At 64.4% G+C, this 14248-nt stretch carries 15 protein-coding genes; 9 read left to right on the forward strand and 6 right to left on the reverse strand.

Features of this window, described 5'->3' with window-relative positions:
- Positions 1-92: 92 nt before the first annotated feature.
- Together BRA1253DRAFT_RS26245 and BRA1253DRAFT_RS26250 are read left to right on the forward strand one after the other, a co-directional pair.
- A complete protein-coding gene (locus BRA1253DRAFT_RS26245) occupies positions 93-1388 on the forward strand; it encodes a dicarboxylate/amino acid:cation symporter (protein WP_007599356.1) in 1296 nt (431 codons plus the stop codon).
- A gap of 12 nt (positions 1389-1400) precedes the next feature.
- Positions 1401-2321, forward strand: coding sequence for an amino acid ABC transporter substrate-binding protein (locus BRA1253DRAFT_RS26250; protein WP_007599357.1), 921 nt, complete (start codon positions 1401-1403; stop codon positions 2319-2321).
- 372 nt (positions 2322-2693) lie between these two features.
- Here the strand turns inward: BRA1253DRAFT_RS26250 and BRA1253DRAFT_RS26255 are convergent, their stop codons facing one another.
- The 4 genes from BRA1253DRAFT_RS26255 to BRA1253DRAFT_RS26270 all read right to left on the reverse strand — a co-directional run bounded on the left by BRA1253DRAFT_RS26255 (position 2694) and on the right by BRA1253DRAFT_RS26270 (position 6271).
- Positions 2694-3059 (reverse strand): nuclear transport factor 2 family protein, encoded by a 366-nt coding sequence (locus BRA1253DRAFT_RS26255; protein ID WP_007599358.1) that lies wholly within the window; start codon positions 3057-3059, stop codon positions 2694-2696.
- Positions 3060-3225: 166 nt separating this feature from the next.
- A complete protein-coding gene (locus BRA1253DRAFT_RS26260) occupies positions 3226-3576 on the reverse strand; it encodes a RidA family protein (protein WP_007599359.1) in 351 nt (116 codons plus the stop codon).
- A 115-nt stretch (positions 3577-3691) separates the two neighbouring features.
- On the reverse strand, positions 3692-4612 hold the full coding sequence (locus tag BRA1253DRAFT_RS26265; protein WP_035993968.1) for a PHB depolymerase family esterase: 921 nt from the start codon (positions 4610-4612) through the stop codon (positions 3692-3694).
- Positions 4613-6271 (reverse strand): FAD-binding dehydrogenase, encoded by a 1659-nt coding sequence (locus BRA1253DRAFT_RS26270; RefSeq protein ID WP_035995413.1) that lies wholly within the window; start codon positions 6269-6271, stop codon positions 4613-4615.
- 292 nt (positions 6272-6563) lie between these two features.
- Here BRA1253DRAFT_RS26270 and BRA1253DRAFT_RS26275 point away from each other — a divergent pair, with 292 nt between their 5' ends.
- The 5 genes from BRA1253DRAFT_RS26275 to BRA1253DRAFT_RS26295 all read left to right on the forward strand — a co-directional run bounded on the left by BRA1253DRAFT_RS26275 (position 6564) and on the right by BRA1253DRAFT_RS26295 (position 10855).
- Positions 6564-7085: a hypothetical protein gene (locus BRA1253DRAFT_RS26275; protein ID WP_007599362.1), complete on the forward strand. Its 522-nt coding sequence runs from the start codon at positions 6564-6566 to the stop codon at positions 7083-7085.
- Positions 7086-7194: 109 nt separating this feature from the next.
- Positions 7195-7389: a hypothetical protein gene (locus BRA1253DRAFT_RS26280; protein WP_007599363.1), complete on the forward strand. Its 195-nt coding sequence runs from the start codon at positions 7195-7197 to the stop codon at positions 7387-7389.
- A 24-nt stretch (positions 7390-7413) separates the two neighbouring features.
- Positions 7414-8004 carry an SCO family protein gene (locus BRA1253DRAFT_RS26285; protein WP_007599364.1) on the forward strand — a complete coding sequence of 197 codons (591 nt, stop codon included), beginning with the start codon at positions 7414-7416 and terminating at the stop codon, positions 8002-8004.
- A 91-nt stretch (positions 8005-8095) separates the two neighbouring features.
- Positions 8096-9031, forward strand: a complete 936-nt coding sequence (locus BRA1253DRAFT_RS26290) for a transporter substrate-binding domain-containing protein (protein ID WP_007599365.1) — start codon at positions 8096-8098, stop codon at positions 9029-9031.
- Positions 9032-9211: 180 nt separating this feature from the next.
- Positions 9212-10855: a lysine--tRNA ligase gene (locus BRA1253DRAFT_RS26295; RefSeq protein WP_007599366.1), complete on the forward strand. Its 1644-nt coding sequence runs from the start codon at positions 9212-9214 to the stop codon at positions 10853-10855.
- Positions 10856-10979: 124 nt separating this feature from the next.
- Here BRA1253DRAFT_RS26295 and BRA1253DRAFT_RS26300 read toward each other — a convergent pair whose 3' ends face one another.
- Both BRA1253DRAFT_RS26300 and BRA1253DRAFT_RS26305 read right to left on the reverse strand, forming a co-directional pair.
- Positions 10980-11726, reverse strand: coding sequence for a carbonic anhydrase (locus tag BRA1253DRAFT_RS26300; RefSeq protein ID WP_007599367.1), 747 nt, complete (start codon positions 11724-11726; stop codon positions 10980-10982).
- A gap of 138 nt (positions 11727-11864) precedes the next feature.
- Entirely contained in the window at positions 11865-12518 is a 654-nt protein-coding gene (locus BRA1253DRAFT_RS26305; RefSeq protein ID WP_007599368.1) for a helix-turn-helix transcriptional regulator, read from the reverse strand.
- A gap of 290 nt (positions 12519-12808) precedes the next feature.
- Between BRA1253DRAFT_RS26305 and BRA1253DRAFT_RS26310 the strand changes: the two genes are divergently transcribed.
- A complete protein-coding gene (locus tag BRA1253DRAFT_RS26310) occupies positions 12809-13153 on the forward strand; it encodes a DUF952 domain-containing protein (protein ID WP_007599376.1) in 345 nt (114 codons plus the stop codon).
- Positions 13150-14247 (forward strand): quinone-dependent dihydroorotate dehydrogenase, encoded by a 1098-nt coding sequence (locus BRA1253DRAFT_RS26315; protein ID WP_007599377.1) that lies wholly within the window; start codon positions 13150-13152, stop codon positions 14245-14247. Before BRA1253DRAFT_RS26310 ends, BRA1253DRAFT_RS26315 begins: the two co-directional genes overlap by 4 nt.
- The last annotated feature ends 1 nt before the right edge of the window (position 14248 follow it).

Genomic DNA, 14248 nt, shown 5'->3' on the forward strand with positions numbered 1-14248 from the left:
GGAACATCCGCCCCGACGGTCGCACGCCAAGCGTGTTGCGCAGCCGTCATATCTGCGACATCATGAAGCGATCGGTGTAGCGGGGGTGTTCAATGTCGAACAGGTTTACGCAATTCATTCTGGTGGCGATGGTGCTGGGCATCATCATGGGCGCGGCGATCTACAATTTCCTGCCCGACACGCGGGGCGACTGGGCCTCGTCCATCAACCTGATCGCCGTGATCTTCCTGCGCCTGATCAAGATGATCATCGCGCCGCTGGTGTTTGCGACCCTGGTCGGCGGCATTGCTCATATGGGTTCGGGCTCCAAGCTCGGCCGCATCTTCGCCAAGACCATGGGCTGGTTCGTCAGCGCCTCTTTCGTCTCGCTGATGCTCGGCCTCGTGATGGTCAATCTGCTCCAGCCCGGCGCGAACTTCCCCGGTACGTTGCCTGACAAGGCGCAGTCGACGGGCCTGCCGGTTTCCGCCTTCTCGATCGAAAAATTCCTGACCCATCTGATCCCGACCTCGATCGCGGATGCGATGGCGCAGAACGAGATCCTGCAGATCGTGATCTTCGCCGTGTTCTTCTCGGTGGCGATGGGCTCAATGCCCGAGCGCTCCAAGCCGATCCTGGCGCTGATCGACGACATCGGCCATATCATGCTCAAGGTGACGGGCTATGTGATGCTGTTCGCGCCGTTCGCTGTCTGGGCCGCCATCACCGCGACGGTTGCCAAGAACGGCCTGCTGGTGCTCTGGAAGCTCATCGTCTTCATGGGTGGCTTCTATCTCTCGCTCGCGCTGCTGTGGGGCATCCTGGTGGTCGTGGGCTTCATCGTGATCGGGCCGCGCTACGCCCATCTGCTGAAGCTGATCCGCGAGCCGCTGATGATCGCGTTCTCCACTGCGAGCTCTGAAGCGGCCTATCCGAAAACCCTGGAGGGGCTGAACAAGTTCGGCGCCTCGTCGCGGATCTCGAGCTTCGTGCTGCCGCTCGGCTATTCCTTCAATCTCGACGGCACGATGATGTACTGCACCTTCGCGAGCATCTTCATCGCGCAGAGCTATCACATCGACATGCCGCTCGGCACGCAGCTCGCGATGCTGGCGACCCTGATGATCACCTCGAAGGGCGTCGCCGGCGTGCCGCGCGCCTCCCTCGTGGTGATCGCCTCGACGCTGTCGCAATTCGGCATCCCCGAGGCGGGGCTGTTGATGATCATGGGTATCGATACATTCCTCGACATGGGCCGCAGCGCCACCAACGTGATCGGCAACACACTCGCGACCTCGGTCGTGGCCAAGTGGGAAGGCGAGCTCGGGCCCGAGCACGAGCTTGGAGCGGGCGATGCCGTGCCGGGGGACATGATCCCTGGCGAAGTGCCCGCGATGGCCAGCCATTGATCGGAGTGCATCATGCGCCTTTCAATGGCGATATCGGGCGGCCTCTTGCTGGCAGCGTGCCAGCTGGCCACGGGTGCCTCCGCCCAGACCGGTGGCAGCGAAGGGCTTAGCCCGACGCTGTCAGCGATCAAGACCGCGCACACCGTGCGGCTCGGCTATCGCGAGAGCTCGCCGCCGTTCTCCTTCCTCGACCAGGCCAACCGGCCGATCGGCTACAGCCTCGAGCTCTGCGAGGCGATCGTCGAGGAGATCGGCGTCGAGGTCGACGATCCCAATCTCAAGATCGCCTACGTCAAGGTCACCTCGGATGACCGCATCGACGCCGTGCTCCAGAACAAGATCGACCTGGAATGCGGCTCGACCACGGCCAATGCCGAACGCGCCAAGCGCGTCGCCTTCTCGCCGCTGATGTTCGTCGCCGGCACCAAGTTGATGGTGCCGAAGGCCTCCAGCGTCCAGTCACTGACTGATCTGAAGGGCAAGACCATCGTGGTGACGAAGGGCACCACCAACGAGCAGGCGATCCAGGCGGCCGACAAGAAGTCCTCGTTGGGACTGACCATCGTTGTCGGTGCCGATCACGAACAGTCATACCAGATGCTCGTCGACGGCAAGGCCGATGCGTTCGCGACCGACGATATCCTGCTGTCCAGCCTGATCGTGCGCCACAAGGCGCAGGACAAGTTCCGCGTCACCGGCGATTACCTGTCCTACGACCCCTACGGCATCATGTTCCGCAAGGGCGAACCGCAACTGGCGGCGGTGGTCGACCGTACCTTCCGCAAGCTCGGCTCCAACCACGACCTCGTTCCGCTCTACAACAAATGGTTCACCGCACGGCTTCCGACCGGCGAGCGGCTGAACGTGCCGATCTCGCTGCAGTTGGAGGAAGCCTTCAAGGCGATGGACGATTCCGCGAGCGCGAATAACTAGCGCTTGTGCGATGAGCGCCGCTGCGCCCTCTCTCCTTACAAGGCAGGGCAATTGCATATCGCGTGCACGATGCGGCCCCATCGGCAGTGGGCTCCCTCTCCCGCTTGCGGGGGAGGGCTGGGGTGGGGGTGTCTCCGCGTCGGGATTGCTGAGAATTGCGCAGGATGTCCCTGTGTGGTGAGAGCCCTCACCCGCCGCGCGCGGGACGATGCTGCGCATCGCCCGGGGCGCGTCGGCCTCTCCCGCAAGCGGGAGAGGCGTCGGCCTCTCCCGCAAGCGGGAGAGGCGGAGCAAGCCCGCGGTCCTCGTGAAATCCATATGCGATTGCCCTGCCTTACCAGCGGAGAGGGCGCAGCAACGATCAGCGCGCGCTCACGCGCCGGCGGGCACCTGGTCCAGAAATCCCGTGATGCTCCTGATGCGGCCGTCCTTCAGCACGGCGAAATCCGTCCCCTTGATCGGGCTGTCGATGCCATCAGGACCAAGGCCCCAACTGAAGCGGACATGGTCGCCGTAGCCGTTGGGCTCGCCGATCAGCTTGAACTTGAAATCGGGAAAGCGCTGCTGCACGCCTGCGATCAGCGCATCGACGCCGTCATGGCCGTCGCCCTTCATCAGGGGATCGACATAGCTCGCATCCGCCGTCCAGTTCTGGCTCAGCAGTTCGCGCCGGCGATCGGCTGCACGTTCGTTCCAGAGGTCGATATAGCGGCGGGCGATGGTGATCGGGTCGGTCATTGTCGTCTCCTTCGATGGCGCCGTGTCGTTCGGCTGACCTGACTATCGAAGGTTCACGCGCGCTGATCGATTACCTCGGAGGTCATGCGCATGATCCGGGAAAGTGTGAAGCGGTTTCCCGATCGGATCATGCGCCGACAAGCGCGCGCAAATGTTTGTCGCGAACTTACTTGGCCGCAGTGACCATGATTTCGACGGTGTATTGTGCTGCCGCGAGCTTGGCTTCGACGGTGGCGCGCGCCGGCGTGTTGCCGGGCGAGACCCAGGCGTCCCACACCGCATTCATCTCGCCAAACGTCTTCATGTCGGTGATGTAGATCGTGGCCGAGAGCAGTTTCGACTTGTCGGTGCCGGCCTTGGCGAGATGGCTGTCGATGGTCGCCAGGATGTCCTGGGTCTGCTTCGTCACGCTTTCGCCGGCGGCGTTGTTGGCGACGACACCGGCGAGATAGACGGTGTTGCCGTGCACGACGACCTGGCTCATGCGCGGGCCGGTTTCAAGACGCTGAATGCTCATTGGGAGTCTCCTTTGAATGGCGGCCCTGTCTAGCGCAGCGGCTTGCCCTGTGCCACCCCAGGCACGCATGCATTGCAAGGCACGCATGCGTCGCCGGCTATGCATGCGTTGCACTTCAAGGAAACTGGCCGAAGAACGTCCAGATCGTCTCGGCTGCGTCGATGTCGCCGTTCTGCGTCCCGAGCAAGCTGGTTGCGACCTTCGGGAAGCGGGCATCCGGAGAAAATCCGGGCATGCGATGGCCGCCTTGATTGATCCGATAAAGCACGACCTCGTGCCCCTCAGGACAGCGCGAGGAGATTCGTGTCACCGTCGACTGGTCTGCGGGCGCCCTGTCGGGCAGATCGGTCATGTCGGAATCATCGATCTCGCAGCCGTTGAGCTTGCGCCAGAACGCAAGCGTCTCGTCGGTGGACCAGAAACCGTCTGCGGCATAATAGCTCGATCCGCGGCCGCCCTCGTAGGGGACCAGCGGATCGGCCGTGCCGTTCATCAGCAGCATCGGCAGCGGCCGCGACGGATGGCACGTGACAGCGGCCTCATCGGTGAGATTCATGCTCACGCTCGCGCCGGCAGCAAACAGATCGGCGCGGGCGCAGACGAGCGTCATTGCCATGGCGCCGCCATTGGAAATGCCGGTGACATAGACGCGGCGAGGGTCGGCGGTGCCGTTCGCCACCAGCTTCTCGACCAGCTTTGCGATGAAGGCGACGTCGTCGGTGCCCGCGCGCGGACCACGGAGCGCCGGTCCCGCCTTGGTCCGCGCATCGACCCATGCGTGGTTGAGGCCATCAGGAAAGACCACCGCAAACCCTTCGCGCTTTGCGACCTGCGGCCACGCCGTCCGCGTCATCATGTCGGCGCCGCGCTGGGTCTTGCCGTGCAGCACGACGACGAGCGGCACCAGCCGCTTCGCCGGCACTTGCACAGCGTAGGACCGCTTCACGCCGTCGATATCGATCGTATCGGCGGACGCAGCCGGGGCGGCGGCCAATGCCGCAACAAGCGCCGCGATGCGCAGCCGCCGCCGCATCATCTAGCCCACGGCTTTCGCCGCGGCCCGGCCTGCATTGCGGCCCGAGAACAGGCAGCCGCCGAGGAACGTGCCTTCCAGCGAACGATAGCCGTGCACGCCGCCGCCGCCGAAGCCGGCAGCTTCGCCCGCTGCATAGAGGCCGGGAATGACGCTGCCCTCCTCGCCGAACACGCGCGAAGAGAGGTCGGTCTCGAAACCGCCCAGCGTCTTGCGGGTGAGGATGTTGAGCTTGACCGCGATCAGCGGCCCTTGCGCGGGATCGAGGATGCGGTGCGGGGAGGCGGTGCGGATCAGCCTGTCGCCGATATAACGCCGCGCATTGTGAATGTTCATCACCTGCGCATCCTTGACGTAAGGGTTGGCGATCTCACGGTCGCGCGCCTCAATCTGCATCTTGATGTGCTCGAGCTTGAGGAGGTCGCTGCCGGCCAGCTTGTTCATGGCCGCAACGAGATCCTCGATCTTGTCGCGCACGATGAAGTCGACACCATGGCTTTTGAACGCTTCCACCGGCGCCGGTGCGCCCTTGTTGGTGGCGCGCTTGATTGTCATGCGCCAGCTCTTGCCGGTGAGGTCGGGATTCTGCTCCGAGCCCGACAGCGCAAACTCCTTCTTGATGATGCTCTGGGTCAGGATGAACCAGGAATAATCGTAGCCGGTGGACATGATGTATTGGAGCTGGCCGAGCGTGTCGGAGCCGGGAAACAACGGCGCCGGCAAGCGCGTGCCGGTGGCGTCGAACCACATCGAGGAAGGGCCGGGCAGAATGCGGATACCGTGGCGCGGCCAGATCGGTGACCAGTTCTGGATGCCTTCGACATAATGCCACATGCGGTCGCGGTTGATCAGCCGCGCGCCTGATTTTTCGGTGATGCCGATCATGCGGCCGTCGACATGCTCCGGCACGCCGGAGATCATGAATTTGGGCGGCGCGCCGAGCCGCTTCGGCCAGTTCTGCCGCACCAGCTCGTGATTGCCGCCGATGCCGCCCGAGGCGACGATCACGGCTTGCGCCTTCAACGCAAACTCGCCGATGACGTTGCGCGAGGAGCTTTTTCCCCGCTCGACATTATCCGGGGCGAGAATGGCACCGCTGACGCCATCCACCGTGCCGTTGGTGATCGAGAGCGCATCGACGCGATGGCGGAACCTGAAGCTCAGCCGGCCGCTCCTGAGGGCCTCGCGCGCGCGGCGCTCGAACGGCTCGACGATGCCGGGCCCGGTGCCCCAGGTGACATGAAAGCGCGGCACCGAATTGCCGTGGCCCATCGCATCATAGCCGCCGCGCTCGGCCCATCCGACCACGGGAAAGATGCGATGGCCCATCGCGCGCAGCCACGCACGCTTCTCGCCGGCCGCGAACGCCACATAGGCCTCGGCCCATTGCCGAGGCCAGAAATCCTCGTCGCGGTCGAAGCCGGCGGTGCCAAGCCAGTCCTGCATCGCAAGGTCGAAGGAGTCCCTGATGCCGAGCCGGCGCTGCTCCGGCGAATCGACCAGGAACAATCCGCCGAACGACCAGAACGCCTGGCCGCCGAGCGACTGCTCGCCCTCCTGGTCGACCACGATCACGCGCTTGCCGGCGTCCGCGATCTCGGTTGCGGCCACGAGGCCCGACAGTCCTGCGCCGACAACGATGACGTCAGTCTCTTCAGCCATCTGTTCGGCCATATGTTGCCCCCTCCATGTGTTCCCCCTCCACAGGTTCCTCCCTGTAGTTGCCCGGATTGAAGCCGGCGGTTGCAACTGAGATCAAGAGTACGGCGCGTAAGACATCGTTAACTTGTTCCACTTCGGGAAAAAGACCGGCTGAGTGCAGCGCCGGCGCAACACTGGATTTGAATTTGTTTTGAGCGAGCCGGCATGCCTAGACAAAACCGCGGTTACGACGGACCCTAGCAGGGCATCACCACCTGACACACAGATTCGAATTCGACTGGGGCGGGGGCCAATGAAGTTTCTGACGGGGTTGCTTGCGGCGGTTCTCCTGATCGCGAGCATGGGCGCTTCTCACGCGGTGGTTCGGATCGCGGATGACCGCGGCGGCCGGATCGGAACCTACGTCGACAAATACCAGGACCTGCGACAGTCGGGCGACACCGTCATCATCGACGGTCTCTGCGCCTCTGCCTGCACCATCGTCCTCGGCGCCATCCCGCCCGACCGCATCTGCGTGACGTCGCACGCGACATTGGGCTTCCACGCAGCGTGGGATTTCGGCAGCAACGGCCGTGCCGTCACCAATACCGAAGCGACCCAGATGCTCTATGCGATGTATCCCTCGCAGGTGAAGCGCTGGATCAATCAGCGCGGCGGGCTCACCCCGCATATGCTGTTCCTGAAGGGCCGGCAGCTCCAGGCCATGTACAAGCCCTGCTACCTCGACGCGCAGGCCTCGGCCAACAAGCCGTCGCGCGCGCCACTCCCGCAAGCGGATCGGCTCGAATCCGCCCGGGGCCAGCTCTTGCACTGACGTCCTCGGCCTGACGGGATTCTTTGCCAGCCGGTGCTGCCTTGCCCGCAGGCGGGGCAAAGCTTATCTGAACGCTCGGGAAACTCACGTTTTCACCCCGATCGTTGTCATGGCTCAACCACTGCACCCCGCCCATCCTGTATCGGACAATTCGCCCACTGCCGGCCGGATGCCGTTCGTGCTGCTGTTGGCGGGTGCCGGCGTCGGCAGCCTGGTCGTGCTCGGTGCGCTCGCGCTCTGGTTCCACTATGGCAGCCAGGTGTTCTTCGAAATGATCAGGACCGGTTTTGCCGCCTGCTTCTGACCCGCGACAGGAAGTTTTCCGCCCATGAGTTCCACCGCCCGTCCGCTGGTGATCGCGACCGCCTTCGCCGCAAGCCTCGTCCTCGGGCTCCTGATCGTATTCTGGGCCATGGGCGGGGTCAGCAAGGTGGCGCAGCCGGCCGCGATCGGCGGCCCGTTCCAGCTCACCGACCAGAACGGCAAGCCCGTCACCGACAAGAACCTGAAGGGCAAGCCGACCTTGATCTTCTTCGGCTACACCCATTGCCCCGATGTCTGCCCAACCTCGCTGTTCGAGATCTCGGAAGTGCTGCGCGCGATGGGCAAGGACGCCGACAAGGTCAACGCCGTCTTCATCTCGGTCGATCCCGAGCGCGATACGCCGGGGACGATGAAGGATTATCTGTCGAGCTTCGACCCGCACCTCGAAGGCCTCAGCGGCGATCCTGCCGAGACCGCCAAGGTGATCACCTCCTACCGGGTCTACGCCAAGAAGGTCCCGACCAAGGACGGCGACTACACCATGGACCACACCGCGCTGATCTATCTGATGGACCGCGACGGTCGCTTCGTCTCGCCGTTCAACCTGAAGCGCACGCCGGAAGAAGCCGCAGTGGACTTGAAGCGGTATCTGTAGGCTCCCTATTCGCCGCAATCCGCGCTCGCGTTCCCGGCCGGATGGGCTATAAGGCCCTCCGATCCCAACGAAAATCGTTCATTTTCAGCCGATGGCTCCATCGCAACAGGCGAAATCGTCCAAATCCGCCCGTGGCTTGCTGACCGGGCTGGTCGTCGGCGTCTGCCTGCTCGCTGCCGCGCCGTGCGCGCAGGCGCAGGCTCCGGCCAAGCAGCCCCCAACGGCGCCGCAAGCCTCACCTCAGGTCGCGCCGCAAGCCGCACCCCAGGCCGTGCCGGGCTTCTGGGACCCACGGCGGCGGCCGGAGCGGCCGGACCTGTCGCGCCTGACAGTGATCCGTTTCCTGACCGAGACCGACTATCCGCCGTTCAACTATACCGGCGCCGACGGCAATCCGGCCGGCTTCAACGTCGACTTCGCCCGCGCGCTGTGCGAGGAGATCAAGGTCACCTGCACGGTGCAGATGCGCCGCTTCGAGACGCTGGTCGATGCACTCGCCTCCAACCGGGGCGACGCCATCATCGCCTCGATGGCGGTGAGCCCGCAGCTCCGCGCCCGGGTCGACTTCACCGATCCCTATTACCGCGTGCCGGCGCGCTTCGTCTCGCGCAAGGACGCGGTGATGCCGGAGATCCGGCCCGAATATCTCGAAGGCAAGAAGGTCGGCGTCATCGCCGGCTCCGCGCATGAAGCCTATCTCAAGGCGATGTTCACCGACGCCGAGCTGCACCCCTATCCCAACGACGATGCCGTGCGCGCCGCCTTGCGCAAGGGCGAGGTCGACTTCATCTTCGGCGACGCCATCGCGCTTGCGTTCTGGATCAACGGCACCGATTCCGGCGATTGTTGCGCCTTCTCCGGCGGTCCCTTCGTCGAAAGCCGCTTCTTCGGCGAAGGCATCGGCATCGCCGTGCGCAAGGGCAACGACGTGCTGCGCCAGGCCCTGAACTGGGCGATGTTCCGCGTCTGGGAAAAGGGCCGCTACACGGATCTGTGGCTGCGGTACTTCTCGGTGAGCCCGTTTTAGTTCGCTGCCTCCTCGTTGTCATTGCGAGGAGCGCAGCGACGAAGCAATCCAGAGTGCTTCTGCGCGAAGATTCTGGATTGCTTCGCTTCGCTCGCAATGACGGTGGGTGCGGTTGCACCGTCTCGCAAAATTGCATTCTGCCCGGAAATCGCTATTTTCCGCGCCCCGGAGGCCCCTTAGATGTCCGTTATCGATCTTGCCGCGAACCCGAGCGATCTGCGTGCGCTCGCCGAACAATCCAACGCCTGGCCGTTCGAGCAGGCGAAGGCCATTGTCGCGCGGCTGAAGAAAAGCCCGAAGGACGAGGTGCTGTTCGAGACCGGCTACGGGCCATCAGGCCTGCCGCATATCGGCACCTTCGGCGAGGTCGCGCGCACCTCGATGGTGCGGCACGCCTTTCATGTGCTGACCGAGAACAAGATCAGGACCCGCCTGCTCGCGTTCTCCGACGACATGGACGGGTTTCGGAAAGTGCCCGACAACGTCCCCAACAAGGAGATGCTGGCCGCGCATCTCGGCAAGCCGCTGACGCGCGTGCCGGACCCGTTCTCCAACGAGTACCCGTCGTTCGGGCACCACAACAATGCGCGGCTGCGCGCCTTCCTCGATCATTTCGGCTTCGACTACGAATTCGCGAGCTCGACCGACTATTACACGTCCGGCCGTTTCGACGCGACGCTGCTTAAAATGCTCGCGGCCTACGACAAGGTGATGGCGATCATCCTGCCGACGCTCGGCCCCGATCGCCGCGCGACCTATTCGCCGTTCCTCCCCATCAGCAAGACCACGGGTGTGGTGCTGCAGGTGCCGATGATCCGCCGCGACGTTGCGGCCGGCACCGTGACCTATCTCGATCCCGATACCAACCAGGAAGTCGAGACGCTGGTCACCGGCGGCAACGTCAAGTGCCAATGGAAGGCCGACTGGGCGATGCGCTGGGTTGCGCTCGGCGTCGATTACGAGATGGCCGGCAAGGATTTGATCGACTCGGTCAAACTCTCCGGCGCGATCGCGAGGGCACTCGGCGCCACGCCGCCGGAGGGCTTCAACTACGAGCTCTTCCTCGACGACAAGGGCCAGAAGATTTCGAAGTCGAAGGGCAACGGGCTGACCATCGACGAATGGCTGCGCTACGCCTCGCCGGAATCGCTGTCGCTGTTCATGTATCGCGAGCCGAAGGCGGCCAAGCGGCTGTATTTCGACGTCATCCCGCGCAACGTCGACGACTACCAGCAGTTCATCGACGGCTTTGCCAAGCAGGACGCCAAACAGCAGCTCGGCAATCCGGTCTGGCACGTTCACAGCGGCCATCCGCCGAAGTTCGATATGCCCGTCACGTTCCAGCTCTTGCTGACGCTGGTGTCGTCGTCGAATGCGGAGAATGCCGAGACGCTGTGGGGTTTCATTGGCCGCTATCGGCCTGGCGTGAGCCCGCAGACGCATCCCAAGCTCGACGCGATGGTCGGCTATGCCATCAACTATTATCGCGACTTCGTCGCGCCGACGAAGACGTTCCGCGAACCGACCGAGACCGAGCGCGCGGCGCTGCAGGATTTGCGCGATGCATTATCGCAGCTGCCGCAGGATGCCACGGCCGAGGACATCCAGAACGTCGTCTACGAGATCGGCCGCCGCGAGCCGTTCCTCGATCCGGTCAAGAAGGGCAAGGACGGCCGTCCCGGCGTGACACTCGACTGGTTCAACATGCTCTACCAGGTGCTGCTCGGCCAGGAAAAGGGCCCGCGCTTCGGCTCCTTTGTCGCGGTGTATGGCGTGCAGAACGCGGTGAACATGATCGACGGCGCACTGGCGCGGAGTGCGTGAGGCGGTTGTAGCGAACGCGTAGCCCGGATGAGCGAAGCGACATCCGGGGTTTTCGCTAGTTAGCCGCACCAGCGGTCCCGGATGTCGCTTCGCTCATTCGGGCTACGGACCTTCAGCCCCCCGCTCAGGTCGACCGCAGCACGTAGCGCCGGTTATCCTTCTGCACCGGGCGCGCGTTCATCGGGTAGAGCTTTGCGAATGCGGCGACGTCGGTGGCCGACGCCTGGATGGGGGTCGTCAACAACAGCCACTCGACCACTTCTGAGCAAGGCGGCGTCGTCAGCGAGCCGGGATAGCGGAAGTAGCTGAGCCTCGTGGGCAGCATGGCGTGGGGATCGATGGTCGAATCCGCCTTCACGGCGGGGCCTTCCGCGGCCGGCATGGTCTTGACGATCTTGCCGAAGGCAGGGTTCGGCCTGCCCTCGGCCATCAGCACGCCGACCACGGCGAGCCCGCCGGCATCGTTGCGGTGGACGAAATGCGCCTCCATCGGAAAATTCTTGCCGCCGATCATGTGCTCGCTCGGCCGGTGGAAATGCACCTGGAGCAGCTTGTATTTGACGTCGCCGAGCGTGAGCGTGCTGCCCTCGGTGAAGTTGAGCTGGATCGTGTGCCCGTTGTTGACGATGGTGTCGGCGCTCTTGCCCCAGTTCAGCTTCAGCGCGGGCAGTTGCGATTTGACCGTCGCCTCGATGTCGATCGGCGATTGTTGCAGGCCGACCGCGCAGGCCTTGTTGGCCGCGTCGAGATCGCCCCATTTGGCGCCGGCGCCTTCATAACTCCAATGCGCACCTTCGGCGGCGAAGGCCGGCTTGCAGAGCGGACAAAGCGCAAGACCTGCGAGGGCCTTCAATGCGTGACGGCGATCCATCATATTCCCCCTGACATGAATTTGCTCGGCAATGAGTGGCCGCAACCTATGCGAGAGAGATGCTGAGTCGCAAGGATGCCCGCGGCGAATGCGGCGCGGCTGAAATCATCGCCCGGTCACGACGCAGGCGAGACGTGATCACTGGCTCGCCCACACGATCCGCGCGATCCAGCCGACCTCGCTCGCTGCCATCCTGCGTTCGGCCTGGGAGGCATCGAGCGGCTGCAAATCCACAGCCTTTGCCGTGCGGCGCTTCAGCGTCGCCACCGTCACCTCGCCTGCCCTGGTCTTCACCACCACGCGATCCCCTTTGCGGATCGGCGCGCCGGGTGCGACCAGGATGATGTCGCCGTCGCGATAGGCGGGCGCAAGCGCTTCGCCGGAAATCTGCAGCGCGAAGCTGTGGTTGTCCTCGGCGGCGGGAAGGGCAAATTCGGTCCAGCTCTTGCCGATGGGAAGGCCGGACTCGTCGAAGGCGCCGCTCGCGCCCGCCAGTGCCAAGCCGAGCAGCGGCACCGAGCGGCCGCCGCCTGCCTCGTCGCCGACCAGCCTGGCAAAAATGTCGATCGAGGAATCTGCCGCCGCCAGCGCTTTCGCGATCGATTCGGTCGAGGGCCAGCGCTCGCGGCCGTCGGAGGTGACGCGCTTGGACTTGTTGAAGGTGGTGGGATCGAGCCCGGCGCGCTTGGCGAGGCCCGACGGCGACAAGCCGGCGCGCGCCGCCAGCCGATCCAGCGCGCCCCAGATCTGGTCGTGAGTGAGGATCCTCTGCGCTTTGGCCTGCCTGACCATGAAAGGTCCAGCCCGTCGCAACTCAGGAAAACTATCCTCGAATCAACCGGTTTTCCGCTTTTTGCGCAAGGGGCGCGCTGAGCGTGTTTTCAAGCGAACCGGTTACCGGTTCGCACCAGGAAACGCGTCAAAGCAGGAATTTGGCGCTCCGCTTCGATTTCATCGGAACGGAAATGGCTCTAAGTCTTGAGTTCGGAGGGGGCGGCCATTACGGTCGCGCCCGGGTTTCAGGGACCCGCACGACCCAAAAACCCCAAAAGACTCAACGAGCAAACAGGGCTGCGTAAGCGGTGGTCAAGATCTACAAAATCTGTCCGGCCTCGGCCTGGCGTGAGGCGGAACGGCAGGGCGTCTACCGCGGCAGCGCGGACGATTCGCGCGACGGATTCATCCATTTCTCGACCGCCGCCCAGGTTCCCGAGACCCTGCACAAGCATTATGTCGGGCAGCGCGCGCTGTTCCTGGTCGAGGTCGACGGCGATGCGCTCGGTAGCGCATTGCGCTGGGAGCGTTCGCGCAATGAGGAGCTGTTTCCGCATCTCTATGGCGAACTCGATCTCGGTGCGGTGATTGCCGTGATGAACCTCAACACGCGCTCCGACGGTGGCCACGATGTTCCGGAGCTTGCCCCGTGATCCGCGCTTTCGACGCTCTCTCGCTGCCGGTGTTGCGTTGGCTCGATCCGGAGGATGCGCATCGCCTCGCGATCCAGGGCCTGCGCTTCCTGCCGCCGGGCAAGCCGCACGCTGACGATCCCAAGCTTGCGGTGCGTGCGTTCGGGCTCAACTTCCCCAATCCGATCGGCATGGCCGCGGGCTTCGACAAGAGCGCCGAAGTGCCAGATGCGCTGCTGCGGCTCGGCTTCGGCTTCGTCGAGATCGGCTCGGTGACGCCGAAGCCGCAAAGCGGCAATCCGCGGCCGCGGCTGTTTCGTCTGGAGCGCGACGAGGCCGTGATCAACCGCATGGGCTTCAACAATGACGGCGCGGAGACAGCGCTGCGCAGGCTCGCGGCGCGCGCGCAGCACGGCGGCATCGTCGGCGTCAATGTCGGCGCCAACAAGGATTCACCCGACCGCGTCAATGACTACGTCAAGCTGATCGAGACATTTGCGCCGGTCGCGAGCTATTTCACCGTCAACGTTTCCTCGCCGAACACGCCGGGCCTGCGCAATCTGCAGGAAGGCGCGCTGCTCGACGATCTCCTCGCCAGGGTGATCGACGCGCGCGAGCGGGTGCGGCAAAAGGCCGGCGACACGCCGGTGCTGCTCAAGATCGCGCCGGATTTGAGCCTCGCCCAGCTCGACGACGTCGTGCAGGTCGCACGCTCGCGCCGGGTCGACGGCATGATCGTGTCGAACACCACGATCGCGCGGCCGAGCACGCTGCGCGAGGAAATGCGCGCCAAGGAGCAGGGCGGCCTGTCCGGCCGGCCGCTGTTCCGGCTGTCGACGCGGATGGTCGCGGAAACCTATGTGCGGGTCGAGGGCGCATTCCCCCTGATCGGCGTCGGCGGTGTGGACTCGGGCGGCGCCGCGCTGACGAAAATCCGCGCCGGCGCGAGCCTGATCCAGCTCTATTCGTCGCTGGTCTACAAGGGCCTCGGCCTCGTCGACGAGATCAAGCGCGATCTCGCCTCGACCCTATTGCGCACCGGGCGGGATTCTCTCTCCGAGATCGTCGGCTCCGACGCCGCCACGTTGACGGCGGAAGCCTGGCCGGGGATGTAGC

It is taken from the genome of Bradyrhizobium sp. WSM1253 (genome assembly GCF_000244935.1).
GTDB classification, from domain to species: domain Bacteria; phylum Pseudomonadota; class Alphaproteobacteria; order Rhizobiales; family Xanthobacteraceae; genus Bradyrhizobium; species Bradyrhizobium canariense.

Bases quoted from the DNA above. Each gene is read 5' to 3' on its own strand.
- BRA1253DRAFT_RS26245 (WP_007599356.1), top strand. From the start codon at position 93: ATGTCGAACAGGTTTACGCAATTCATTCTGGTGGCGATGGTGCTGGGC.
- BRA1253DRAFT_RS26260 (WP_007599359.1), bottom strand. From the start codon at position 3,576: ATGAGCATTCAGCGTCTTGAAACCGGCCCGCGCATGAGCCAGGTCGTC.
- BRA1253DRAFT_RS26285 (WP_007599364.1), top strand. From the start codon at position 7,414: ATGAGTTCCACCGCCCGTCCGCTGGTGATCGCGACCGCCTTCGCCGCA.
- BRA1253DRAFT_RS26280 (WP_007599363.1), top strand. From the start codon at position 7,195: ATGGCTCAACCACTGCACCCCGCCCATCCTGTATCGGACAATTCGCCC.
- BRA1253DRAFT_RS26255 (WP_007599358.1), bottom strand. From the start codon at position 3,059: ATGACCGACCCGATCACCATCGCCCGCCGCTATATCGACCTCTGGAAC.
- BRA1253DRAFT_RS26290 (WP_007599365.1), top strand. From the start codon at position 8,096: ATGGCTCCATCGCAACAGGCGAAATCGTCCAAATCCGCCCGTGGCTTG.
- BRA1253DRAFT_RS26305 (WP_007599368.1), bottom strand. From the start codon at position 12,518: ATGGTCAGGCAGGCCAAAGCGCAGAGGATCCTCACTCACGACCAGATC.
- BRA1253DRAFT_RS26295 (WP_007599366.1), top strand. From the start codon at position 9,212: ATGTCCGTTATCGATCTTGCCGCGAACCCGAGCGATCTGCGTGCGCTC.
- BRA1253DRAFT_RS26250 (WP_007599357.1), top strand. From the start codon at position 1,401: ATGCGCCTTTCAATGGCGATATCGGGCGGCCTCTTGCTGGCAGCGTGC.
- BRA1253DRAFT_RS26275 (WP_007599362.1), top strand. From the start codon at position 6,564: ATGAAGTTTCTGACGGGGTTGCTTGCGGCGGTTCTCCTGATCGCGAGC.
- BRA1253DRAFT_RS26265 (WP_035993968.1), bottom strand. From the start codon at position 4,612: ATGATGCGGCGGCGGCTGCGCATCGCGGCGCTTGTTGCGGCATTGGCC.
- BRA1253DRAFT_RS26270 (WP_035995413.1), bottom strand. From the start codon at position 6,271: ATGGCTGAAGAGACTGACGTCATCGTTGTCGGCGCAGGACTGTCGGGC.
- BRA1253DRAFT_RS26300 (WP_007599367.1), bottom strand. From the start codon at position 11,726: ATGGATCGCCGTCACGCATTGAAGGCCCTCGCAGGTCTTGCGCTTTGT.